The organism is Dyella sp. 01L423 (genome assembly GCF_056399945.1).
In genome coordinates this window covers 419400-442549 of the sequence record NZ_JBFTSI010000002.1, presented here as the reverse complement: position 1 = coordinate 442549, position 23150 = coordinate 419400, and the positions used below count along the sequence as shown (strand labels likewise).

Sequence of the window (23150 nt, the reverse complement as noted above, 5' to 3'; positions counted from 1 at the left end):
GTTTCACTTTAACACTGACGCATAAGCCAATGTTATGAAAGAGTTTATTATTCACCCCGGATCGTCATTCCAGCGAAAGCTGGAATCCAGCGCCTTCTGGCGGCGCGTCTCAAGGCAAAGTCGCTGGGTCCCAGCCTTCGCTGGGACGACGGTAAGGGAACCGGTTGCCCTTACTCGCCGGGCGCCTTCGCGTCGATCGACAGCGCATGGATGCCGTTGTCCATCAGCCCATGCAGGGCCGCATAGACCAGGCGATGGCGCTTGATCGACATCTGGCCGGCAAAGGCGGCGCTGACGATGCGTACGTGGAAGTGCCCCTTGCCCTCGTTGGCATGGCCGGCGTGCTTGTAGCCCTCGTCCAGCACCTCGAGGGCCGACGGCTCCAGCGCCTGCTGCAGGCGCTCGCGGATCTGCTCGACCATGGTCGCGCTCATGCCTGCGGCAGCGCCTTGATGAACGGCTTGACGCTGACGCTGGCGTAGACGCCGGCATCCACATAGGGATCAACCTTGGCCCAGGCCTCCGCGTCCGCCTGCGAGGCGAACTCGGCCAGGATCAGGCTGCCGGTGAAGCCCGCCGGGCCCGGATCGGGCGAGTCGATCGCCGGGAACGGGCCGGCCACCAGCAGGCGGCCTTCATCCAGCAACTTCTTCAGGCGCTCCACATGCGCCGGGCGCGCGGCCAAACGCTTCGCCAGGGAATCGGGCACATCCGTACCAACAATCGCGAACCACATGGATCAGGCCTCCGGGCGCATATAGGGGAACAGCAGCACGTCGCGGATCGACGCCGAGCCAGTGAGCAGCATCACCAGGCGATCGATGCCGATGCCCAGGCCGCCGGTCGGCGGCAGGCCCACTTCCAGCGCGCGGATGTAGTCGGCGTCGAAATGCATGGCTTCGTCGTCGCCGCCAACCTTGGCTTCCACCTGCTTCTGGAAGCGGGCGGCCTGGTCTTCCGGGTCGTTCAACTCGGAGAAGCCGTTGGCCAGCTCCTTGGCATTGATGAACAACTCAAAGCGGTCGGTGATGCCGGGATTGGTGTCGCTCTCGCGTGCCAGCGGCGACACTTCCACCGGATGATCGGTGATGAAGGTCGGCTGGATCAGCGTGTGCTCCACCGTCTTCTCGAAGATTTCCAGCAACAGGCGGCCCCAGCCGAAGCCGTCCTTGACCTGGCAGCCCAGGCGCTTGGCGTGCGCGGCCATGGCGTCGCGATTGCGCAGGTCATCGCGCTTGATCTCCGGGTTCAGCTCGAGCACGGCGTCTTCCATGCTCCAGCGACGGAACGCCGGACCCACGTCGATCTCGTTGCCTTCCCACACCAGCGTGGTGGTGCCAATGACGTTCTTTGCCGTCTCGCGGATCACTTCCTCAGTGATGTCCATGATCTCGGTGTACGTGGCGTACGCCTGGTACAGCTCGAGCATGGTGAACTCGGGATTGTGTCGCGTGGACACACCCTCGTTGCGGAAGTTGCGGTTGATCTCGTACACGCGGTCGAAGCCGCCGACGACCAGGCGCTTCAGATAGAGCTCCGGCGCCACGCGCAAATACAGATCCATATCGAGCGCGTTGTGATGCGTCACGAACGGGCGCGCCGTGGCGCCACCCGGGATCACGTGCATCATCGGCGTTTCCACTTCCATGAAGCGGCGCGGCTCGGCTTCCAGCCACTTGCGGATAAAGCCGATGATCTGGGAACGCTGCGCAAATGTGCGGCGCGCCTCCTCGGTGACGATCAGGTCGACATAGCGCTGGCGATAGCGCTGCTCCACGTCGGCCATGCCGTGATGCTTGTCCGGCAACGGACGCAGGCTCTTGGTGAGCAGGCGCAGCGCATCCACCTTCACCGACAGCTCGCCGGTGCGCGTGCGCATCAGCGTGCCTTCGGCACCGACGATGTCGCCCATGTCCCAGGTCTTGAACGCCTTGTAGGTGTCCTCGCCCACCGTGCCCTGGTGGATGAACAGCTGGATGCGGCCGTTGAAATCCTGCATTTGCACGAAGGCGACCTTGCCCTGGTCGCGCTTGAGGATGACGCGGCCGGCGACCTTCACGCGGCGTGCGAGGCCTTCGATGGCTTCGGCCGTCCATTTCTCGACATCGGCAAACTCGGCCTGCAGATCACCCGCGAACGCGTCGATCTTGAAATCGTTCGGAAACGCCACGCCCTGCCCACGCAACGCCTTGAGTTTCTCGCGGCGCTCGGCGATCAGCTTGTTCTCGTCGATGGGCTGGATATCGGTCGGTTCAGTCATGAGGTTTCCGTCGCTGCCAGCGCCCGCGCCATGTGGCGGACGCATCTTTGTTTGTCATCAGATCGTCAGGGCGAGGGGTTTCCCGCGCCACCGATGGTCAATCGTCCTTACCGAACGCGTGCTTCACGGCGTGCCTGGTGGCATTCCATCCATCACGCGCGCCGTGCCCAACGGTCAGAGCGGCATCCCTCGTGCCGTGACCCACCGCCACGCCCATATCCTTCGCGCCGTGCCCGACGGACACGGCCGCGTCCTTCGTGGCATGGCCCACGTCACGGCCAGCGTCGCCGACCTTCTTGCCGGCCGTGCGCGCATCCTCCTTGACGCCCTGGCCGGCAGCATTGTCCTGCGCGCTGACCATGCCCTGGCATGCCATCAAGGCGACACATGCCATCAGCGTCCGAAAAGTCTTCCTGCGATTCATGCGGGCATTACCTCCGGCGTGGCCAGATTGCATAGGTGTCGATCAGGCATCCACACGCTTGGCGCCGGCATCCAGGCCGGACTTCAGACTCGCCTCGACAAATTCGTCGAGATCGCCGTCCAGCACCTTCTGCGTATCCGAACGCTCGATGCCGGTACGCAGATCCTTGATACGGCTCTGGTCCAGCACGTAGTTACGGATCTGGCTGCCCCAGCCGATATCGGACTTGCTCGCTTCCAGCGCATCCTTTTCGGCGTTGCGCTTCTGCAACTCCAGCTCGTACAGCTTCGCCGCCAACATTTTCATGGCGTGATCGCGGTTGGCGTGCTGGCTGCGCTGGGTCTGGCAGGCCACCACCGTTCCGGTCGGGATATGCGTGATACGCACCGCCGATTCGGTCTTGTTGACGTGCTGACCACCGGCGCCCGAGGAACGGTACACGTCGGTTTTCAGATCGGCCGGGTTGATGTCGATATCGATGTCGTCGTCGACTTCCGGCGACACGAACACCGAGGTGAAGCTGGTGTGGCGGCGGTTGTCGGAATCGAACGGGCTCTTGCGCACCAGGCGGTGCACGCCGATCTCGGTCTTCAGCCAGCCATAGGCGTACTCGCCTTCCACGCGGAACGTAGCGGACTTGATGCCGGCCACTTCGCCGCCGGAGACTTCCATCAGCTCGGTCTTCCAGCCGCGCGTCTCGCACCAGCGCAAGTACATGCGCAGCAGGATCTCGGCCCAGTCCTGCGCCTCGGTGCCGCCGGCGCCGGCCTGGATGTCCACGAACGCGTTGTTGGCGTCCATCTTGCCGGAGAACATGCGCTGGAATTCCAGCTTGCTCACCTTGGCCTCGATGCCGGCCAGGTCGGCGACCACTGAGTTGGCAGTCTCTTCGTCGTTGTCAGCGGCGGCCATTTCCAGCAGCTCGCCGGCATCGACGAGACCTGCCGTCAGGGTGTCGATGCCGTTGACGATGGTTTCCAGGCGGGCGCGCTCGCGGCCCAGCTCCTGTGCGCGCGGCGGATCGTCCCACACGGTGGGGCTTTCCAGTTCGCGGCTTACTTCTTCGAGACGCTCACGCTTGGTGGCGTAGTCAAAGATACCCCCTAAGCGACTCGACGCGGCCCTTGAGGTCCGCGATCTGCGCAAGGATCGGATTGGTCTCGATCATGTGATTTGAAATTCCGGATATTCAGCCTTCTAGGATAACAGAGGTGCCTCAGGGGCCGGAATGCGCCCGCTGTAAACGGTCACCATGAACGTGCGTTCATCTGCGACGGATGGCGCGTATCTCGACGAGCCACGGGAACCGCGTCATCACAAGGAACGGATCATGGGGAATACGCGCAATGGTGGGTGGGCGGCAGCTCTGGCGGGCATGCTGGCCCTGGCGAGTACAGGTGTGGCCGCCGGGGGAACCAGCCTTCCCCATCCCGCGCTGGCTGGCGCGGAAAGCATCGATCAGGAAAACACTGATCTGCAGGCGATCTGGAAGGCGATGCGCTCCGCCGACGCGGACGCGCTGGTCAAGCTGTACCAGGACAACCACGACCCGGTGATCCACGTCTGGTCGGCCATGGCGCTGGAGCGCGTGCATTTCAACCTGGACGCCGCCACCGCCGACGCCAGCGCCTGCGAAAGCGCGCTGCTCGATGTGCGGCCGCTCATTGCCCTGTCGTGCGGCCAGTTTCGCATCGGCAACCTGCAACTGGCGGGACGCTGGGCCGATTCCCGTCAGGCGGAACGCGAGCTCGTCACGCGCTTTCGCGGTCACGGCATCGACCCTGAGCTCGACAAAATGCAGGCCTGGCTGGACAGCCATGCCGACGAGCCGGTGCTCTCCTACGACATCCCCGCCGGCGACGTGACGTTGCCGCTGAAGCAGCGAGAGCGACAAATACGTCCGGACGACCAGACCCTTCCCCGCTTCACGGTCTCGGCCAACGGCCACGAGCTAGATGCCGTCCTCGACACCGGGGCCAGCGACCTGGTGATGGGCCAGGACGATGCCGACCGCCTTGGCATCAAGCTGCTCGACCGAGCGGGCCAGATCAACGGCCGGCTCGCCAAGAATGTCCCCACTCAGTCCGGGATTCTCGAAACGCTGGCGATGGGCGGCATCACCCTGCACAACGTGCCGGTGACCGTGGTGCCGCGGCATACCGTCTTGATCGGCGGCAACCTGGTGGCGCCGCTGGGCACGCTGGAGATCACCCGCAGCGACATCCACGTCTTCGGCAAGGGTTCTCCCGTGCCTGCCTGCGACACGGCCATGCGCGTCAGCAGCGCGGCCTGGGGCAGCAATATTCGTCTGTATCCGCAGCTATTGGTCAACGACACGCCGCAATCGGTGATGCTCGATACGGGAGCGCACCGCTACCTGGTCGGCACGCGCGCCGCGCTGGACGAGGTCACGGCGCTCCATCGCACGAAAACCATGATGGGCGACATCGGCGGCAAGCACGCATTCGTCAATGCCGACACGGCCAAGGTCAAGCTCACCATCGCTGGCCAGCCGTTCGACATGACTTTCGAGGTCTACACCGACGCCGACAACGTCAAGCATCCCATCACGCTGGGCGCGGGCGCATTGCGCGATATGGATTTCCTACTGGACTTCCGTCACCAGCATCAGTGCTTCCTGCTTCACTCCAATCTGCGCTGATCGCGACGACGGCCGTGCAAGCGCGCGGCCGTCGCCACAGACATCAGGTCAACGCCTGCTGATGCACGTCGCGCACCGCGCGGCCGGAGGGATCGGCCGCCGCCGCAAACGCCGGGTCCCAGGCGAGCGCCGCCGGCGAGGAACACGCAATCGACTTCCCACCGGGCACCGTTTCCGCACATGCCTGCCCCGGGTAGAACCGCTCGAAGATGCGCCGATACAAATAGGCCTCCTTGGTGGCCGGCGGGTTGTGCGTAAAACGCGTGGCCGCCGCAGCGAACTCGCGATCGCTTACCGCCTGCTCGGCGTGCGCCTTGAGTCCATCGATCCAGCCGTAGCCCACGCCGTCGCTGAACTGCTCCTTCTGCCGCCACAGAATCTCGTCGGGCAAGGCGCCCTGGAAGGCCTCACGCAGCACGGCTTTTTCGATCCGTCCCTGCCCCGCCATCTTGTGACGCGCATCCATGCCCATCGCCACATCGAGAAATTTCAGATCGAGGAACGGCACGCGCGCTTCCACGCCCCAGGCCATCATCGATTTGTTGGCGCGCAGGCAATCGTAGCTGTGCAGTGCATCGAGCTTGCGCACGGTTTCTTCGTGGAATGCTTCGGCGGAAGGTGCCTTGTGGAAATACAGGTAGCCGCCAAAGATCTCGTCCGAGCCTTCGCCCGACAGCACCATCTTCACACCCATTGCCTTGATGCGACGCGCCAGCAGATACATCGGCGTGGAAGCACGAATCGTGGTGACGTCATAAGTCTCGACGTGCCGTATCACCTCCGGCAACGCGTCGAGACCTTCCCAGAAGGTGTACACGAAGCCGTGGTGCACCGTGCCCAAGGCATCGGCTGCGACTTGTGCGGCGGCGAGATCGGGCGAATCTTCCAGCCCGATGGCGAAAGAATGCAGCCGCGGCCACCAGGCTTCGCCGCGATCGTCATCTTCCACACGATGACGCGCAAAGCGTGCGGCACAGGCGGCCACCAGCGAGGAATCCAGGCCGCCAGACAACAGCACGCCGTATGGCACGTCCGTCATCAGCTGACGATGCACGGCTTGTTCAAAGGCGTGGCGCAGTTCCGGTAGCGGCACCTGATGCCCCTGCGTCTGCGCATAGTCACGCCAAGGCTTGTGATAGTAGCGACGCAACTCGCCATCCACGCTGTCGTAGACATGCCCCGGCGGAAACGGCGCCACGTCTGCGCATAAACCCACCAGCGATTTCATTTCCGAGGCAACGCACAGACGCCCTTCCCTGTCGTGCCCCCAATACAACGGACAAACCCCGATGGGATCACGCGCAATCACATAGCGCGACTCGACGCTGTCCCACAGCGCAAAGGCGAAAATGCCGTTGAGCTGCGTCACCCACGTTGCCGGCGATTCGCCCTGCCGATACAAGGCATTGATCACCTCACAATCAGAGCCCGTGGTGAAGTCGTAGTCGCTGGCCGCACGCAGCTCGCGATGGTTGTAGATCTCGCCATTCACCGCCAGCGCCAGCGCGCCATCGCGCGAATGCAGGGGCTGCGCGCCGCTGGCCGGGTCGACGATGGCCAGGCGTTCGTGCACGAGGATCACCCCCGCATCCACGAACACGCCGCTCCAGTCCGGACCGCGGTGACGCTGGCGTTGCGAAAGCTCGAGCGCCTGCTGGCGCAACGCGGCCAGATCATCGCCGGGCTGCAGATCGAACATGCCGAAGATCGAACACATGAGCTGGATTCCTGGTTTGCCTTTCACGTGACGGAAAAACAAAAAGGCCCGCAGTGAGCGGGCCTTTTTGCGTGTGTAATGTGTTGCTGCTGCTTACACGCCGGCCCACCCGTGGTTGCGGGTATTGTTATTGGCGTTGTTATTGTTCAGCCCGCGCACGCACTCGCTGGCCGACGCCGAAGCGGCGGTCATGGCAACGAGTTGGGCGTGAAGGCTGATCATGTCGCCGACTTCACCACATGTCTCGCCAGCTGACAAGCGCCGATTAGTTTCATTTGTTCCCATCCTCGTCGACGGACCGCGGCTCGCTGATCCATGCCACCGCTTCATCGAATTGCATGTCGTGGAAGAGCCTGAACTCCGCCGGCACGGCGAAGCCCATGGCGCTTGCTGTCACGCGCAGCCAGTGCACGTCCGTCACCAGGGCAACGCGATCCCAGCCACTGAAGTGACGGAATCCGAGCTGCGCGTCTTCCCACATGGCGCCCGCGTCAAAACCGGTGAAGTCGGGGCTGATGTGATAGAGCAAGCGCAGCTTTCGGTTGATCGCAAACGCCGCTTCGATATCGGGTACGAGGATTTGCGAGTAATCCGTGGCGGTGACCTGCCCGCTTGCACGAAAGCCCAGTGCACCCGCCGGCAAATCTGGAATCTGCTCGATCATGATTGACGTCCTCACCGTGATGGACGTCTGTATCTCAAATGGATGGTTACGGAGACGTCATCGCCGCAACAAGGATGCTTGAGCGTTACGGCTGCTGCGCCTTCGCATGCGCCTCAAGCCACGGTGCCAGCGGTATCTGCCAGATGTTGTATTTGCCGTTGTCCCAGTCCGCACGCACGGTGCCGGGTGCGATATCCACCAGGCGATCGCTGGCGAAGTAAAGCGTCCGATGGTCGGGACTCAAGCGCGCTTCCGCGTCGGAGACGGCGCTGTTCACGCCATTGCCCAGATGGATCGGCGTGCCCCATGTGCCGTTGTCGCGAAACACGATAAAGAGATCGATCTGGCGCGCCGGCGAACGGCTGGAACCGAACACCACAAAGGATTCATCCGGCGCCACCGCAGGATCGACATCGGTGACATGGCCATCGCTGAAAGGCAGCGGCTGCGGGTCGTCGTAAGCGCCACGATGCCAGGCCGCGCGATACAACTGGAAGTGTTTGGGATTGGCCGCCGGATGCATGAAATACAGGCTGCCATCAGCCGCCACGCTGGGTGCGAAAGTGGAATCGCTGTGGTTGACGTTATCCGGCAGGCGCACCGGCGCGCTCCACTTGCCGTTCTGCCACATCACCTTCCACAGGTTGCCGCCGCGCTCGGGAAAGCTGCGCCCCATGAAGAAACCATCGAGCGGTTTGCCGCCGGACGTCTTCGGGCGATTGGAAACGAAAACGAGAAAGCGCCCATCCGGCGACATCGCCGGCTCCATATCGCTCCACTGTCCGGAGAACGGCGCCATCACCGGTGTGGACCAATGCCCATGGTCGAGATGGCTCACCAGGATGCCGGAGTAGGTGCCGTCGCTGCGCGTGAAATACACGGTGTTGCCATCGGGCGTGAAGGCCGGCGCACTGTCGTGCAGCGGCCCGGAGATCACGCCGGGCGCGAACACCGTCGGCGTGACGTCCTGTGCGAGGGCATCGGCACACATGAAGGCGAACACAGCAACGACGGCGTAGCGCAACATTCCGGCACCTCATAGGGGAAACGCCGGATGCTAGCGCCCCTGCGATCAAGGACAAAGTGGACTTAGTCCTGCTCGGGCGCCTTTCGGCTGACGCGACGCTTGCGCTGCGGGGCTTCCGAGGCGGCAATCAAGGCTTGCAGATACGCGATGCCTTCTTCTTCGGGAAAAAACGCCACCACGTCGGCCACGCTCAATTGATAGCGCTCACGCAACGCGAGGAACTCGCGGCGGGCGCGCTCCATCGGTTTTTCCTTGGCATCGCTACGACGCGTCTGCTGCTCCTTGTCGAGTGCGGCCAGTTCTTCCTGGAACTGCCGGAATGCGTCTTTTTGGATAGCCATCGCAAGGGCGTCGTCGTGGCGATGCGGGGCGGCCATTGTGACACGCCAGCTCGAAGTGGCGGAAATGGCAAGTGATGCCGCGAAAGATTCATATACCGGTGCCCCGCGGAGCACTCCGTCATGAGAATGTCAAAGCCTGCGATTCCTAGGAATTTGATAAGAATTCCGTTTGCCAAAATTGGCGCCTGCTTTAACCGGTCACCAACGAGCCGCTGGCTAGTCTGAACTTCCCAGGCGACCACCAGCAGGAGTGCATATGGATCCGATGACCCTTGATGCGCCATTTGCCGGCGAAGAACTCCACGCCAGGCGCGTGTCGCCCGAGCCCGCCGAGGGCTATGTGCTGGACCCATGGTCCGGGCTCTACACGGAAACGGAAGCGGCTTATCAAAACCGGCTGCAATCCTCTCCGACACTCATTGCATGACACGAAAAACCCCGCCACGGCGGGGTTCTTTCAATCCGGAAAAGCCTCGTATTGCGGCAGATCGTCGGTGATCTCGAACCACGGCGCCTTCGAGCCGACAAAGATGTGTTTACTTGGGCGAATGGAAGGCGCATCGACCAGCGTCCCCATCGCCACATGCACAAACGCACCATCGCGCACCACCGAATAAAGCAGCGAGCCGCAACGGCCGCAATGCGCATCGTGGCCCGTGGGCTCGCCCACGATCAGCAGTGCATCCTCACCCTGGATTAACGCCAGTTGCTCCCGCCCGATGCCCGCGAACGGCTTGAACGCCGATCCGGTCGTGCGACGGCACTGCGAGCAATGACAGTTGGCGGCATAGAGAAAAGCATCCTGCACCTGATAGCGGACCGCGCCGCAATAACACTGCCCTGCCAACTTCTTGCCCGCTTGCTGGGTCGCCATGGCCTGTTCCCATCCGTCTGCTCCGGCGGATGTTAGCCCAGCCATACCCCGCCGTACTGGCGGGCGGATGCGCAAGGTCAGTTACTGCCCCTCACGGTCAGCATGTGCGCGAATCCCACGCAACATGATTTCCGCCTGGATCTGCCCCGCAATCGCCGAATCATCGGCCGCGTGCCCATCCATTGTCTCCTGCAACGTGGCAAACCCATACAACCAGGCCCGCCAATACACCGCCTCGCCCCGCTCAAAGACCTCGCAAAAGACCTCGATGGGCTCGCCCAGCTCGTCAATCAGCGTGAAATTCATTTCCATGGCAGCAACCACTTGTTGGAAGCACAGCCGCACCCAGCCGCCTGAAAAGGCGGTGCTCAGCGCGTACGGATGCCGTGCCGGGGACGGAGTTGGTGTTACTGATCAGGGGTGTATCAAGGAGCGTGCCAGCCTGGGCTTTTCGGAGCGCGCGCGATGGGGGCGTCGATGCCGTGGGGTAACGACGCGCGAAACGGGACGGAGGCGAATAGGCTGCTCAGCCAAAGAGAACGGAGGGATGATTTGGCTGCCTCCGTCTCGCCAGCGGGTAGTTATGCGGCGCTGCCAGAGATGACGGAGAAACGAATTAACTACCGCCGTCCCGTTTCCGGGACTGGGAGACGGTTGTTGCAAAGCCCCTGCGCCTTCCTATCTGGGCGAGCACCGGATTTAGACGTCTAAATAGACAACGAGAATTGTTACAAACCAATGAACGCACCACAGCCAAAGTTTCTCGTCTAAAAGCGTGTAGACGTCACATTTTCAGTTGGGTCGAGTTGTTCATCGTTCTGGCGATGGCTATCGTCTTCGCCGCGCGTGGTACTTGGCATCAACGGGATCTCGAGCTCACGCGCCTTGGCGGCGGATTGCTCCGTGCAAAGGACGATCGACACGCATTCAAGGTCTTTGCTCCATGGCCGATAGCAGGTAGCCGTCAATCTTTCCCTCGCACAGAGAATGGTGACTCTGCGTCAGCTTCGGTATCAAGTTGATCGCATTTGCAACGAACAACTCGGATCACTCTTCTCATCCAAATTCTTGAGTGCTAGGGGGCATATGAGAATTTATAGGAACACTCGTCGGCAGGCGGGCTTTACGTTGATCGAATTGATGATCGTCGTAGCCATCATCGCGATCTTGGCAGCCATTGCGATACCTGCGTACAAGAATTACGTGATTCGTGCTCAGGTGATGGAAGGCTTTTCATTGGCCGAAGGTCTGGAGCCCGCAATCACCGAGTACTACTACAGCACAGGCGAATTTCCCACCCAGGAAGGTCAGGCGGGCCTGATGAGCTCCAACGCTTATGCCGGCAAGTACGTTGGCCATGTAGATGCACTTTCGCGGCCCGGTAACATTCTGGTGCACTTCGACGACACCGATGGGCAACATGCCAACACCGTCATCGCCGGCTCTCAGCTGGGATTTGCCGCGGTAGTCACCAATGGCTCGATCCAATGGGTTTGTACTGACCGCAACATCAATGGCATCCCACTTCAATATCTGCCTCAGACCTGTCGCTGATGTAAAGGCTGAGGTCGGAATGAACTTTCTGCCGCCGAATCAGACATGCGCTGCACTGCCGATTCCGTCTGAAGAAAGAAAGTGCACTCTGACCCCAGTTTCGGTTTTGTCCTCAGCTCGAAATCAGTGTCGCGAGGCAGGAACCGTCGCTCTGAAGCGCGTACGAAATGCGTACAGCCCTTCCTGTGGATTCCGCGTTGAGAGCAATGGCAAGCATTGACTTCGCATAGACCGTACTAGGGTCGCGAGGTATGCGACGCCAGGCGCGAGAGGGTCTTCCCTATTGGAAGGAGAAAATCCTAAGGTTGTGGGGATGGAGTGCTCTTGCTTTCGGCCAAAACCGGCAAAACCAAAACCGGGGTCAGAGTGCACTTTTTTGGACCAACCATCGCGTGTGAGCAACACGGGGCTCAGGTCATATTCCCATACCAGCCATCGATCAGAGAGCAAAACCTGACCGGACCATTTGACTCCGGTATTCAATTAGCTCTGCGTCAGCCTATACGACGGATGGTTCAACCCGGTCGGCGGGTAAAGTTCATCATGCGTGTAGTTGAAGCCAAGCTTCAGCAGGAATTTTCGCGACATCTCGTTCTTTGGATGATGTCCTGCAAACAGTGCCGAAGCGCCGAGTGAGTTAAAGGCGTAGGCAATCACCGCCTCGCCCGCCTCCACGGCCAAGCCCTGCCCCCAGAACTCCTGGCGCAGGTGAACTCCCAACTCATAGACGCCCTGATCGACATCGTAGGGACGTAGCCCTGCGCACCCGGCGTGCTCTCCCCTTTCTCGGAGGAAGATCGGCCAATACTGCACACAGTGTTCTTGCATGCAGGACATCTCGGTAGACAAGCGCTTTGCCACCGCCTCTGCGTTGAACGGTCCGCCGATCAACGCGGTCACCTGAGGACCTCCCCATAACGACCATGCCAGTGCCAGGTCGTCCGAAGTCCAGCAACGAAATTCCAGTCGATTGGTCGGCGAGGGATGGCTCACGGGGCGACTCTTAGAGGGTGGCAAAAGCGGGAAAGATTATTTAGCTATACCGGCCGAAATATTGGCACAACCCGTTGGCACCTCAGCGATCAAACGCATCTCTACCATGACGAGTGCTCCTTTGGCCCGATGCCCGAAACGCACGCACAAAAAAACCGCCGGTTGGCGGTTTTTTGCTTTCGATAACAATGCGTCTGCATCGCCATCTTCGATTGGTGCCCAAGGGGGGACTCGAACCCCCACGCCTTACGGCGCTACCACCTCAAGGTAGTGCGTCTACCAATTCCGCCACCTGGGCAGGTGTCTTGCTTAGTTTTTCTTTGCCGGTTCCGTCGCGGCTGGCACGTCGCCCGTAGACTTGGCCGGAGCCGTTGCAGCGGGGACATCGCCCTGTGCCGGCTTGGTGGCCTGCGGGATTTCCGCGTTGGCCGGAGCGGCGGGCTGCGCATTTTGCGTTGCAGCCGGCTTGTTGGCAAGACCGGACATCACACCCAGATCGTTGCCGTTATCGGTCTGTGCCTTGCCGTTGTGGCCGAGGTAGATGCCCATACCCAGGCTCAACGCGAAGAACAGAGCTGCCAGCACCGCGGTTGAGCGGGTGAGGAAGCTTGCCGAGCCGCGTGCGCCGAAAACGGTTGCGGACGCGCCGCCACCGAAGCCCGAGCCTGCGTCGGCGCCAGCGCCGCGCTGCATCAGGATCAGCACGATCATCGCCGCGGCGATCAGAATGTAGAAAACGCTGAAGATGACGAACATGGTTCTGTTTAAGAGTCCGTAGCGCTTAATGCGCCGCAGCGCAGATTCCCAGGAAATCGGCCGATGCCAGTGAGGCGCCTCCGATCAGTCCACCATCCACGTCTGCTTGCGCGAACAATTCCGCAGCATTCGCCGCTTTGACGCTGCCGCCATAAAGCAGCCGAGTCAGACGGGCAATCATAGCATCTTCTTTTTCCAGTTGGCTACGGATGAACGCATGTACATGCTGTGCCTGCTCCGGCGTGGCGGAATGGCCCGTGCCAATGGCCCAGAGGGGTTCGTAGGCAATCACGGCGGTGTCGAAACTGCCGATGCCGTTGAGCTCGAGCACGGCTTTGAGCTGGCGCGCCACGACTTCTTCCGTCTCACCGGCCTGGCGCTGGGCCAGCGTTTCACCCACACACAGGATAGGGGTGAGGCCGCCGGCGCGGGCGGCGGCGAATTTGCGGGCCACCTGGGCGCAGGTTTCGCCGTGGTACTGGCGGCGCTCGGAATGGCCGACGATGGTCCATTGAGCGCCGATGTCGGCGAGCATGGCGGCGGACACTTCACCGGTATACGCGCCCTGCCCCTCGTGCTCGCTCACGTCCTGACCGCCAAAACCCAGGCCGGAACCGGCATGCTGGCTCGCCAGTTCGCCCAGGTACGGGAACGGCGGCATCACCACCACATCGATGGCGGTCGGCAAGGCGGCGACGATGTCGCTGACCAGGGCTGTCGCCATGCTGCGGCTACCATGCATCTTCCAGTTGCCGGCGACGAGTTTCTTGCGCATGCGCGTGTTCCATTGCGTATAAACGACAAAGCTTACCGATCGACCATGCCACTGGCAACGAAGACCCGACAAACCCTTGCCGTTATGGAAAAAATCGGATGGACCACAAGGAGACCACTTCTATGCCACCTGCCCGCCCATTGACCCTGGTCACCGGCGCCTCCGCCGGCATCGGCGCGGCCTTTGCGCGTGATCTTGCGGCGCGCGGCCACGATCTGGTGCTGACCGCCCGACGCGTCGAGCGGCTTGAAGCTCTGGCGCAGGAGCTACGCGACCAGCACAAGGCCAGTGTGACAGTACTCGCGGCCGATCTGGCTGACCCTGCCGCCGTCCGCCAGCTGTGCGATGCGTTGGACGCGCGTGGACTTAGGGTGGACTGGCTGATCAATAACGCGGGTTACGGCGTGCCGGGCACCTTTGAAGCGGTGGCCTGGCCGGTGCATGAGGCGTTTATCCGGGTGTTGATGACTGCGCCGGCTGAGCTGGCATGGCGGTTGTTGCCGGGGATGCGTGAGCGTGGGTATGGGCGGATCGTCAATGTCGCCTCGTTGGCCGGGCATGTGCCGGGGTCGGCGGGTCATACGCTTTATGCGGCGAGCAAGGCGTATCTGATCAAGTTCTCGCAGTCATTGGCGCTGGAGAATCGGCATCTTGGAGTGAATGTTTGTGCGCTGTGCCCGGGGTTTACGTGGTCGGAGTTTCATGACGTCACGGGCACGCGGCAGCTGATGAATAAGTTGCCTGGGTTTATGTGGCAGACGGCGGAAGCTGTGGTGCGTGAGGGGTATGAGGCTGTCGAACGCGGCGATGTGGTGCGTGTGACGGGTGGGGTGAATCGCTTTATCAAGGCGATGATGAAGTTGCTGCCGGATCGGTTGACGTTGTGGTTGTCGGCACGGGAGTCGAAGCGGTATCGGGATTTGGGGGAGGCGACTTAGGCGGAAGCCTGGTCGCAACGCCCTCTTGTAGGAGCGCACCCTGCGCGCGACAAACCTACGGAGCGGTACATCCCAGCGCTACGGTCGCGCACAAGGTGCGTTCCTACAAGGGAGGGGCCGCGCTGGGCTGCGGAGGGGGATCAAAATTGCCGGGTGGCTATTTGTGGGAGCGCACCCTGTGCGCGACAAACCTACGGAGCGGTACACCCGGGCGTGGCTGTCGCGCACAGGGTGCGCTCCCACAGACAAGCGGGCACGCAGGCCGGTCAATGTCGGTGATGGTGGGCTGGATGGCACTGCATGCCGACCATGGCGCACCATCGAATCGGCCATCGATATACTAGGTTTGTCCCACTCGCGCAGGGCACGCCGATGAGCTTCAAGGATCATTTCTCCGGGCACGCGTCGATCTATCGCGAGGCTCGCCCTTCTTATCCGGATGCGTTGTTTGACTGGCTCGCGCAGATCTCTCCTGCGACCGAACTCGCTTGGGATTGCGGCTGTGGAAATGGGCAAGCCAGTGTCTCGCTTGCTGCGCGTTTTGCCCGTGTGTACGCCAGCGATCCAAGTGCCAGTCAAATCGCCAATGCGCAGCCGCGAGCGAATATCGACTACCGCGCCGAACCGTCCGAACATTGTTCGCTGCCCGACGCCAGCGTCGACCTGGTGACCATTGCGCAAGCGCTGCACTGGTTCGATTTCGATGCGTTCTATGCGGAAGTCAATCGCGTGCTCAAACCCGGTGGCGTGATCGCGGCTTGGTCATACGCGGACTGTCATGTCACGCCGGCCATCGATGCGCTGAAGAATCGCGTGTATGTGGATCTTGTCGGCCCCTATTGGCCGCCGGAACGCGATCTGGTCGATTCAGGCTATCGCACCATTCCCTTTCCGTTCGTGGAAATCGAGGCGCCGCCGTTCGAGATGTCGGTGCACTGGAGTGTCGAACACTTCCTCGCCTATTTGCGCTCGTGGTCGGCGACGCAGCGGTATGTGAAGGACAAAGGGGAAGATCCGGTGGCGATGGTGGAGGCTGAGCTTCGTGCGGTGTGGGGACAGGATGTGCGCGAGGTGCAGTGGGATTTTTATGTGCGATGTGGGCGCGTTTAAGGCGAGGTAGAGAGGCTCCCGCGAGCACCCGCCCCTCACCCCGACCCTCTCCCCGGAGGGGAGAGGGAGTAAGGCGCGGCGCTAGATCAACTTGATCTCACGCAGACGCTCCAGCAAATACTCATGCGACGTAATGCTGGTGTCGTAACGGCTCGGGTTGTCCGGCGTGATCGTCTGCGGCAACGGATCGAGCACCACATCCGGATTCGGATGCAGAAAATACGGCACCGAGTAGCGCGGCTTGCGGGCGTTGTCGTTCTGCGGGTTCACCACGCGGTGCGAGGTGGACGGGTACACGTGGTTGGTCAGGCGCTGCAGCATGTCGCCGATGTTGACCACGATGGCGTCGCCTTCGGTGGTGATCGGCAGCCACTCGCCTTCGCGGGTGAGCACTTCCAGGCCTTCGGCGCTGGCGCCGACCAGCAGGGTGATGAAGTTGATGTCTTCGTGGGCGCCGGCGCGCACGTTCGGGATGTTTTCGTCGGTGATCGGCGGGTAGTGGATCGGGCGTAGGATGGAATTGCCCTGGTCGATCTTGTCGTCGAAGAAGTGCTCGGGCAGATCGATGTGCAGGGCCAGTGCGCGCAGCACGCGCGAGCCAAGCTGATCCAAGGCCTCGAACAAGCCGTAGCCGTTCTGCTTGAAGTCGGCGATTTCGGCCGGCCAGATGTTCGGCGGCATGACGTCGGCGAATTTCGAATCGCGCGGGATTTCGCGGCCGACGTGCCAGAACTCCTTGAGGTCGGCGAACTTGCTGTCCTTGGCGGTTTCCACCTTGTACGGCGTATAGCCGCGCGCGCCGCCGCTGCCGGCGATGTGGTACTTCATCTTGGTGTCGTTCGGTAGCGCGAAGAAGCGCTGGAACGAGTCGTAGGCGCCGTCGATCAGCTCGCGCGGGATGCCGTGGCCGCTGATGCAGCAGAAGCCGTATTCACGGTAGGCGTTGCCCAGCTCGGCCACGAAAGCGGCGCGATCGGTGTCGTAACGACGGATGTCGAGAGTCGGAACTTTCTTCATGATCTGTCCACAGGTTGTGCGTGCGGTCCACTTATCTGTCCGCCACCGCAGGGGCGGGGCACGTCGGGCCAATCCTTGGCGACCTGGGTAACAAAAACGCTTTACAGGCTCACGAACGTTCTGCTGCCGATTTTACGACACCCGCGAGCTGTTCGGCCAACTGGCGGACTTCGGCCTCGTCGGCGGCCTCGATCGTCACGCGGACCAGCGGCTCGGTTCCCGAGGCGCGCAGCACCACGCGGCCGCGGCCGGCGAGGGTCTGCTCGGTCTGGGCGAGCGCGGCGAGCACCGCCTCGCTGCCCAGGGCTTCGCGGGCGCCGTCAGCACGCACGTTGATCATGATCTGGGGCATCTTGTGCAGGCCCTGGCGGGCCACCGCCAGATCGGCGCCAGCCAGCGCTTCGAGCACCGCCAGCGCGGACACGATGCCGTCGCCGGTGGTGGCGCGATCCAGGCACAGGATATGGCCGGAGGTCTCGCCACCCAGGTTGCCGCCGTGCTCCTTGAGCTGCTGCAGCACGTAGCGGTCGCCCACGTTGGCGCGGATCAGCTTCACGTCGAGCTTGGCCAGCGCCAGCTGCAGGCCATAGTTGCTCATCAGCGTGCCGACCACGGGGCCGAGCAGCAGGCCCTGCGCGTGCCAGGCATTGGCCAGCACATAGAGAATGTCGTCGCCGTCGGCGGTCTTGCCGTGGCGGTCGACCAGTTGCAGGCGGTCGCCGTCGCCATCGAAGGCAATGCCAATGTCCGCGCCCTGCTCCACGACTGCACGCTGCAAGGCCTGCGGATGGGTGGAACCGACGTCGCGATTGATGTTGAAGCCGTCGGGCTTGTCGCCCAGCGTGGTGACCACGGCGCCCAGCTCAGAGAATACCTTCGGCGCCACCTGGTAGGTCGCGCCGTTGGCGCAGTCGAGCACGATCTTGATGCCGCGCAGGTTGAAGTCTTCCGACACGGTGGACTTGCAGAACTCCGCGTAGCGCGTGACCGCATCGGCAATGCGGATCGCCTTGCCCAACTGCTCGGAAGGCACGGTGGCGAAGTCCAGCTCGAGCTCTTGCTCGATCGCCAGTTCCACTTCGTCGGAAAGTTTTTCGCCGTTGGCGGAGAAGAACTTGATGCCGTTGTCGTGATGCGGGTTGTGCGAGGCACTGATCACAATGCCTGCATCGGCGCGCAAGGAACGCGTGAGGAAGGCCACGCCCGGCGTGGGCATCGGGCCGAGCAGCGACACATCGGCGCCCGCCGCAACCAGGCCGGCCTCGAGGGCGGACTCGAACATATAGCCGGACACGCGCGTGTCCTTGCCGATCACCACTTTCGGTCGCGGCCGGCCATGGCGCGCAAGCACCACGCCCACGGCGCGACCCAGCCGCAGCATGAAATCGGCGCTGATCGGCCACTGCCCCACGAGACCGCGAATACCGTCGGTGCCGAAATACTTCCGTTGCGTCATGGTCCTGCTCCTACCGGGTCGGCGCTACACAGGCGCCAGACGTCCTGGTTTGTCTGGTTATTCGTCGTCCGGCCAACGCGGCGCGGAAGGTTTGTCGTCGCGGCGCGGCGGGGTGTCGCCGGCCTGCACAGCGTTCCATACCGCCAATGCATCTACCGTGGCCGCCACGTCGTGCACGCGCACCATGCGCGCGCCACGCTGCACGGCGATGACCGCCGCCGCGAGCGAACCGGCCATGCGTTCGGCGGGCACCTGGCGGCCGGTCAGCGTGCCGATTATCGATTTGCGCGACATGCCCGCGTAGACACCGCTGCCGAGGCTGGCGAATCGCTCCAGCGCACGCAGCAGCGCGAGATTGTGTTCCAGGTTCTTGCCGAAGCCAAAGCCCGGGTCGACCATCACCTTGCGGCGATCGATGCCCGCCAGCTCGCAGGCGAACAGGCGATCGGTGAGGAAGCGATGCACTTCACCCACCACGTCGTCGTACTGCGGATCGTCCTGCATGCTGCGCGGCTCGCCCAGCATATGCATCAGGCACACCGGCACGCCCAGCTCGGCCACGGCATCCATGGCGCCCTCGCGCCGCAATGCGTAGACGTCGTTGACCATGCCGGCGCCCGCGGCTACGGCCGCGCGCATCACCTCGGGCTTGGAGGTATCGATGGCCAGCGGCACGCCGGTGCGCGCCACCAGTTGTTGCAGCACAGGCAGCACACGGCGCAGTTCTTCGTCCACCGGCACGTCGTCGGAACCGGGACGGGTCGATTCGCCGCCGATATCCAGCATGTCCGCGCCTTCTTCCACCATGCGCAGGCCATGCGCGACGGCGTCATCCACTGACGCGTACTGACCACCGTCGGAGAACGAATCGGGCGTGACGTTGAGGATGCCCACCACGCGCGGACGGTCGAGCTTCAACGACCGGCCGTTGCAATCGAGCACGGGAGCGAACAGATCGAAGGACATGATGACTCCCGTGGGATGACTTCAGGACGCGCCGCCCAGCGGTCCCATGAACTGGCGGTAATAGCGCAGCTCGTCGATCGAATCGCGGATATCGGACAGCGCCGTATGCGCCGATTCCTTGGCAAAGCCCTTGCCGATGGCCGGCGACCAGCGGCGTGCCAGCTCCTTGAGCGTCGACACGTCCAGATTGCGGTAATGGAAGAAGCGCTCCAGGCGCGGCATCTGCCGATGCAGGAAACGGCGGTCCTGGCAGATGGAATTGCCACACATCGGCGACTTGCCGGGGGGCACCCATTCCTTGAGGAAGCTAAGCGTGGCCTGCTCGGCGGCCAGATGGTCGTCGGCCGAGGCCACCACCTGCTCCCACAGACCGGAGCGGCGATGCTGGTTGCGATTCCATGCATCCATGCCTTCCAGCCGCTCCAGGGCGTGCCGGATCGCGAAGACCGGGCCTTCGGCCAGTACGCGAAGATCCTTGTCGGTGACGATCGTGGCGATCTCGAGGATGGAGTCGTTGTCCGTATCGAGGCCGGTCATTTCCAGATCGATCCAGATCAGATTGTCTTCGTTCGCTTGGCTCATGCGCCCTCCTGGACGCGGAGTCTAACAGCAGGTTGCGGGCCGCCACCCTGATTTTCGGCATAGCTCTCACGCCGAACCCTCACTGGGGGAGCGTGGAGCACGCATGAAGGCCATGCGATGATCGCTGCATGCAGACCTTTTTCTGGCACGACTACGAGACCTTTGGCGCCGACCCCTGGCGCGATCGCCCCGTTCAGTTCGCGGGCATCCGCACGACGATGGAGCTGGAAGTGGTGGGCGAGCCGGTGATGTTCTTCGGCAAGCCGCCCCGTGAAATGCCGCCCCATCCGGATGCCTGCCTGATCACCGGCATCACCCCGCAGCAGGCCGAGCGCGAAGGCTGTCTCGAGGCGGATTTCGCCGCCCGGGTGCACGAACAGCTGGCCCAGCCGGGCACCTGCGGCGTGGGCTACAACTCCCTGCGCTTCGACGACGAGATCGGGCGCCAGATGTTCTACCGCAATATGTTCGAGCCTTATGGCCGCGAATGGGAGAACGGCAACTCGCGCTGGGACCTGATCGACCTGGTGCGCATGTGCCAGGCGCTACGCCCCGAAGGCATCGAATGGCCCAGGCGCGAGGATGGCTCGCCCAGCTTCAAGCTCGAGCACCTGGCTACCGCCAATCACCTGCGTCAGGAGCGCGCGCATGACGCCCTGTCGGACGTCTACGCGCTGATCGATCTTGCGCGCCTGATCCGCGTGCGCCAGCCGCGTCTGTGGGACTGGTACTTCAACCTGCGCCGCAAGCAGCGCGTGTTCGAGTTGCTCGATGTGGTGGCGATGACGCCTGTCGTGCATGTGTCGTCGCGTTATCCCTCGAGCAGGCACTGCCTCGCTGTGGTCGCGCCGCTGGCTGCCCATCCGAGTCGACCGGGGGAAATCATCGTGTACGACCTGGGCACCGACCCGTCCGAATTGCTTGCGCTGGACGAGGGTGAAATCGCGGACCGGGTCTTCACCTCGCGCGCCGACCTGCCCGAAGGCGTGGAGCGGATCCCGTTGCGCACCGTACGTGCGAACCGTGCGCCGGCGCTCGCACCGCTGTCCACGCTCAAAGGCATGGACCTGGAGCGACTGCAGATCGACCTGGAAAAGATCCAGTCGCACCGGGACATGCTGGCCTCGGCCGATGGCCTGGCGGCCAAACTGCGCCGCGTATTCCAGCGCGCGGCCGATATGCCGCCGCCGGCTGATCCCGAACTCGCCTTGTATGGCGGCTTCCTACCCGATGCCGACAAGCGCCTGCTCACCGAGATCCGCGGCACGCCGCCGGAGCAGCTGGGGCAGCGCGAGTTCCCGTTCCGCGATCCGCGCTATGCGGAGCTGTTGTTCCGCTATCGCGCCCGCAACTGGCCGCACACGCTGAGCCTGGACGAACAGGCGCGCTGGCAGTTGTTCTGCCGCGACCGCCTGACGAAGCCCACGCCACTGACCAACCTCACGCTGGACGATTACTTCGCTCGCATTGCTGCCTTGCGCGGCGATCCCTTGGGCGACGATAAGCTTGCCATCCTCGACCAACTGCAAGCCTGGGGCGAGCAGCTCGCCGCCGAGATTGCACCCATCAGCGCCTGACCACAGACACCATGGCCAACACCTATTTTTCGACTGCCACGTTTCGCTTTCTTCGATCGCTCGAAAAGAACAACAACCGCGAGTGGTTCCACGCGCACAAAGACGATTACGAAACGCATGTACGCGAGCCGTTTCTTGCGCTGATCGGCGACTTGCAAGCGCCGTTGAACAAGATCAGCAAGCATTACCGCGCCGATACGCGCAAGAACGGCGGTTCGCTGTTCCGCATTTTTCGTGACACGCGGTTCTCTAACAACAAGCTGCCTTACAAATCATGGCAGGGTGCGCGGTTCTTCCATGAGCGGCGCCACGAGATCCCGGCGCCGTCGTTCTATGTGCAGATCCAGCCGGGCGACTGTTTTGCCGGCGGCGGCATGTGGCATCCGGAACCGGAGGCGCTCAAGCACATCCGCGGGTTTCTCGCCGACAACCCGGAGGCCTGGAAGAAGGCCACGCGCAGCAAGACGTTTCGCGATCACTTCGAATTCTGGGGTGAATCGCTGAGCCGGCCGCCACGTGGATTTGATCCGGCGCATGAGTTGATCGATGACATCAAGCGCAAGGATTTCGCTTGTGGCGAGGGGTTTGACGAGAAGCTGGCGTGTTCGGCGGAGTTGTTGCCGTGGCTGGTGGATACGTATAAGCGGGTGGCGCCGATGGTTGATTATTTGTGTGCGGCGCAGGAGTTGGAGTTTTGATGGCTGCGCTTGTGGGCGCTTGTTTGCAGGACTAAGCGTGCCTTCTGGAACCCTGAAGGGTAACGCGCATTTCTCCCTCTCCCCTGCGGGGAGAGGGTTGGGGTGAGGGGCGGGTGCTCGCGGGGGCGTTTCCTCTTTGCCGTCATCCCGGCGCAGGCCGGGATCGCTCTTCTACTGTCGCGCGGCTGATCATCCAAAGCCCCGGCTTCTGATTGTCACCTCGAGGCCAGCGTGCCGCCTACGCGGCGGGCGTTTCGATCGCCTGCCGCCGCTCGAGTCACTTTTCTCTTGCTGGCCCACGCATGCGCAGGAGCGCATGCGAACGGCGAAGCCGGCCCGAAGGGCGGAGGGCAGGATGCCCGGAGTAAGAGAAAAGTAACCCAAAGAGAATGGCCTGTAGATCAGGAGCTCATAGCATCGTGTTGAATACGATCTCATGTCGCTCGAAGGGCTCGGAAGCGTGGCGATCGTCCGACACGCATCGCCGCTACACCGCAACGCGCCACAGCGAAGAGGGCTTAAAGCGGAGCCTCGCTGCGCATCGGCTTTAGCCTGCCTTCTAACATGCCGGTCTGTCTGTGGGAGCGCACCCTGTGCGCGACAGCCACGCTGGGGTGTATCGCTCCGTAGGTTAGTCGCGCACAGGGTGCGCTCCCACAAAGAGCCGACCGGCAACATCGATCCGCCATCCACAGGCCAGCGCGCTCCCTTGTAGGAGCGCACCTTGTACGCGACCGCAGTGCTTGGATGTACCGCTCA

The 23150-nt window shown here is 62.6% G+C and carries 26 protein-coding genes and 1 tRNA gene; 7 read left to right on the top strand and 20 right to left on the bottom strand.

Translation table 11 applies throughout. From position 1 onward, the window contains the following. Positions 1-170: 170 nt before the first annotated feature. The 5 genes from AC1DMY_RS08665 to prfB all read right to left on the bottom strand — a co-directional run bounded on the left by AC1DMY_RS08665 (position 171) and on the right by prfB (position 3852). On the bottom strand, positions 171-434 hold the full coding sequence (locus tag AC1DMY_RS08665; protein ID WP_477164549.1) for a BolA family protein: 264 nt from the start codon (positions 432-434) through the stop codon (positions 171-173). Next, positions 431-736, bottom strand: a complete 306-nt coding sequence (locus AC1DMY_RS08660; RefSeq protein WP_477164548.1) for a YciI family protein — start codon at positions 734-736, stop codon at positions 431-433. The genes AC1DMY_RS08665 and AC1DMY_RS08660 overlap by 4 nt, the downstream gene beginning before the upstream one ends. Positions 737-739: 3 nt before the next feature. Then, positions 740-2260 (bottom strand): lysine--tRNA ligase, encoded by a 1521-nt coding sequence (gene lysS / locus AC1DMY_RS08655; RefSeq protein WP_477164547.1) that lies wholly within the window; start codon positions 2258-2260, stop codon positions 740-742. Between the two features lie 97 nt (positions 2261-2357). Further along, entirely contained in the window at positions 2358-2684 is a 327-nt protein-coding gene (locus tag AC1DMY_RS08650) for a hypothetical protein (RefSeq protein ID WP_477164546.1), read from the bottom strand. A gap of 42 nt (positions 2685-2726) precedes the next feature. Next, positions 2727-3852, bottom strand: a protein-coding gene (gene prfB, locus AC1DMY_RS08645) for a peptide chain release factor 2 (protein WP_477164545.1) whose coding sequence is annotated in 2 segments (ribosomal slippage) — positions 2727-3776 and positions 3778-3852 — 1125 coding nt in all. Because the reading frame shifts where the segments join, the coding sequence is not laid out codon by codon here. Positions 3853-4014: 162 nt separating this feature from the next. Here prfB and AC1DMY_RS08640 point away from each other — a divergent pair. Continuing rightward, positions 4015-5346 (top strand): aspartyl protease family protein, encoded by a 1332-nt coding sequence (locus tag AC1DMY_RS08640; protein ID WP_477164544.1) that lies wholly within the window; start codon positions 4015-4017, stop codon positions 5344-5346. A 43-nt stretch (positions 5347-5389) separates the two neighbouring features. On the opposite strand, the gene asnB is transcribed toward AC1DMY_RS08640, so the two are convergent. The 5 genes from asnB to AC1DMY_RS08615 form a co-directional block, all read right to left on the bottom strand. Then, entirely contained in the window at positions 5390-7063 is a 1674-nt protein-coding gene (gene asnB, locus AC1DMY_RS08635) for an asparagine synthase B (RefSeq protein ID WP_477164543.1), read from the bottom strand. Positions 7064-7156: 93 nt separating this feature from the next. After that, positions 7157-7285 (bottom strand): hypothetical protein, encoded by a 129-nt coding sequence (locus tag AC1DMY_RS08630; protein WP_477164542.1) that lies wholly within the window; start codon positions 7283-7285, stop codon positions 7157-7159. Between the two features lie 49 nt (positions 7286-7334). Beyond that, positions 7335-7727, bottom strand: coding sequence for a SpoIIAA family protein (locus tag AC1DMY_RS08625; protein ID WP_477164541.1), 393 nt, complete (start codon positions 7725-7727; stop codon positions 7335-7337). Between the two features lie 85 nt (positions 7728-7812). Continuing rightward, positions 7813-8754 carry a TolB family protein gene (locus AC1DMY_RS08620; protein ID WP_477164540.1) on the bottom strand — a complete coding sequence of 314 codons (942 nt, stop codon included), beginning with the start codon at positions 8752-8754 and terminating at the stop codon, positions 7813-7815. A 62-nt stretch (positions 8755-8816) separates the two neighbouring features. Then, positions 8817-9095 carry a 2-hydroxyacyl-CoA dehydratase gene (locus tag AC1DMY_RS08615; protein ID WP_441602385.1) on the bottom strand — a complete coding sequence of 93 codons (279 nt, stop codon included), beginning with the start codon at positions 9093-9095 and terminating at the stop codon, positions 8817-8819. A 256-nt stretch (positions 9096-9351) separates the two neighbouring features. Here AC1DMY_RS08615 and AC1DMY_RS08610 point away from each other — a divergent pair, with 256 nt between their 5' ends. Next, complete coding sequence (locus tag AC1DMY_RS08610) at positions 9352-9522, top strand: hypothetical protein (protein WP_477164539.1); 171 nt, start codon at positions 9352-9354, stop codon at positions 9520-9522. Between the two features lie 30 nt (positions 9523-9552). Here AC1DMY_RS08610 and AC1DMY_RS08605 read toward each other — a convergent pair whose 3' ends face one another. Continuing rightward, positions 9553-9969, bottom strand: a complete 417-nt coding sequence (locus AC1DMY_RS08605; RefSeq protein WP_477164538.1) for a GFA family protein — start codon at positions 9967-9969, stop codon at positions 9553-9555. A gap of 81 nt (positions 9970-10050) precedes the next feature. After that, the gene (locus AC1DMY_RS08600) at positions 10051-10281 is read right to left on the bottom strand and encodes a hypothetical protein (protein WP_477164537.1); all 231 of its coding nucleotides are present in this window, start codon (positions 10279-10281) and stop codon (positions 10051-10053) included. Positions 10282-11055: 774 nt separating this feature from the next. On the opposite strand from AC1DMY_RS08600, the gene AC1DMY_RS08595 reads away from it, so the two are divergent. Further along, positions 11056-11523, top strand: coding sequence for a pilin (locus AC1DMY_RS08595; RefSeq protein ID WP_477165003.1), 468 nt, complete (start codon positions 11056-11058; stop codon positions 11521-11523). 483 nt (positions 11524-12006) lie between these two features. Here AC1DMY_RS08595 and AC1DMY_RS08590 read toward each other — a convergent pair whose 3' ends face one another. The 4 genes from AC1DMY_RS08590 to tpiA all read right to left on the bottom strand — a co-directional run bounded on the left by AC1DMY_RS08590 (position 12007) and on the right by tpiA (position 14047). Continuing rightward, positions 12007-12516 carry a GNAT family N-acetyltransferase gene (locus AC1DMY_RS08590; protein ID WP_477164536.1) on the bottom strand — a complete coding sequence of 170 codons (510 nt, stop codon included), beginning with the start codon at positions 12514-12516 and terminating at the stop codon, positions 12007-12009. A 213-nt stretch (positions 12517-12729) separates the two neighbouring features. After that, positions 12730-12814: transfer RNA gene (locus AC1DMY_RS08585), tRNA-Leu, on the bottom strand. Between the two features lie 11 nt (positions 12815-12825). Continuing rightward, entirely contained in the window at positions 12826-13272 is a 447-nt protein-coding gene (secG, locus tag AC1DMY_RS08580) for a preprotein translocase subunit SecG (RefSeq protein ID WP_441602393.1), read from the bottom strand. A 25-nt stretch (positions 13273-13297) separates the two neighbouring features. Continuing rightward, the gene (gene tpiA / locus AC1DMY_RS08575) at positions 13298-14047 is read right to left on the bottom strand and encodes a triose-phosphate isomerase (RefSeq protein ID WP_477164535.1); all 750 of its coding nucleotides are present in this window, start codon (positions 14045-14047) and stop codon (positions 13298-13300) included. Between the two features lie 122 nt (positions 14048-14169). Between tpiA and AC1DMY_RS08570 the strand changes: the two genes are divergently transcribed. Together AC1DMY_RS08570 and AC1DMY_RS08565 are read left to right on the top strand one after the other, a co-directional pair. Then, positions 14170-14985, top strand: coding sequence for an SDR family NAD(P)-dependent oxidoreductase (locus tag AC1DMY_RS08570; protein ID WP_477164534.1), 816 nt, complete (start codon positions 14170-14172; stop codon positions 14983-14985). A gap of 372 nt (positions 14986-15357) precedes the next feature. Further along, on the top strand, positions 15358-16095 hold the full coding sequence (locus AC1DMY_RS08565) for a class I SAM-dependent methyltransferase (protein WP_477164533.1): 738 nt from the start codon (positions 15358-15360) through the stop codon (positions 16093-16095). Between the two features lie 81 nt (positions 16096-16176). Here AC1DMY_RS08565 and AC1DMY_RS08560 read toward each other — a convergent pair whose 3' ends face one another. From AC1DMY_RS08560 to orn, 4 genes are all read right to left on the bottom strand, one after another. Beyond that, positions 16177-17112: an isopenicillin N synthase family dioxygenase gene (locus AC1DMY_RS08560; protein ID WP_477164532.1), complete on the bottom strand. Its 936-nt coding sequence runs from the start codon at positions 17110-17112 to the stop codon at positions 16177-16179. Between the two features lie 109 nt (positions 17113-17221). Beyond that, a complete protein-coding gene (gene glmM / locus AC1DMY_RS08555) occupies positions 17222-18568 on the bottom strand; it encodes a phosphoglucosamine mutase (RefSeq protein ID WP_477164531.1) in 1347 nt (448 codons plus the stop codon). 57 nt (positions 18569-18625) lie between these two features. Continuing rightward, positions 18626-19534, bottom strand: a complete 909-nt coding sequence (gene folP / locus AC1DMY_RS08550) for a dihydropteroate synthase (RefSeq protein ID WP_477164530.1) — start codon at positions 19532-19534, stop codon at positions 18626-18628. A gap of 21 nt (positions 19535-19555) precedes the next feature. Continuing rightward, on the bottom strand, positions 19556-20116 hold the full coding sequence (gene orn / locus AC1DMY_RS08545; protein ID WP_477164529.1) for an oligoribonuclease: 561 nt from the start codon (positions 20114-20116) through the stop codon (positions 19556-19558). 128 nt (positions 20117-20244) lie between these two features. On the opposite strand from orn, the gene sbcB reads away from it, so the two are divergent. Together sbcB and AC1DMY_RS08535 are read left to right on the top strand one after the other, a co-directional pair. Next, on the top strand, positions 20245-21693 hold the full coding sequence (sbcB, locus tag AC1DMY_RS08540; protein ID WP_477164528.1) for an exodeoxyribonuclease I: 1449 nt from the start codon (positions 20245-20247) through the stop codon (positions 21691-21693). Positions 21694-21704: 11 nt separating this feature from the next. Beyond that, on the top strand, positions 21705-22391 hold the full coding sequence (locus AC1DMY_RS08535; RefSeq protein ID WP_477164527.1) for a DUF2461 domain-containing protein: 687 nt from the start codon (positions 21705-21707) through the stop codon (positions 22389-22391). Positions 22392-23150 lie beyond the last annotated feature (759 nt).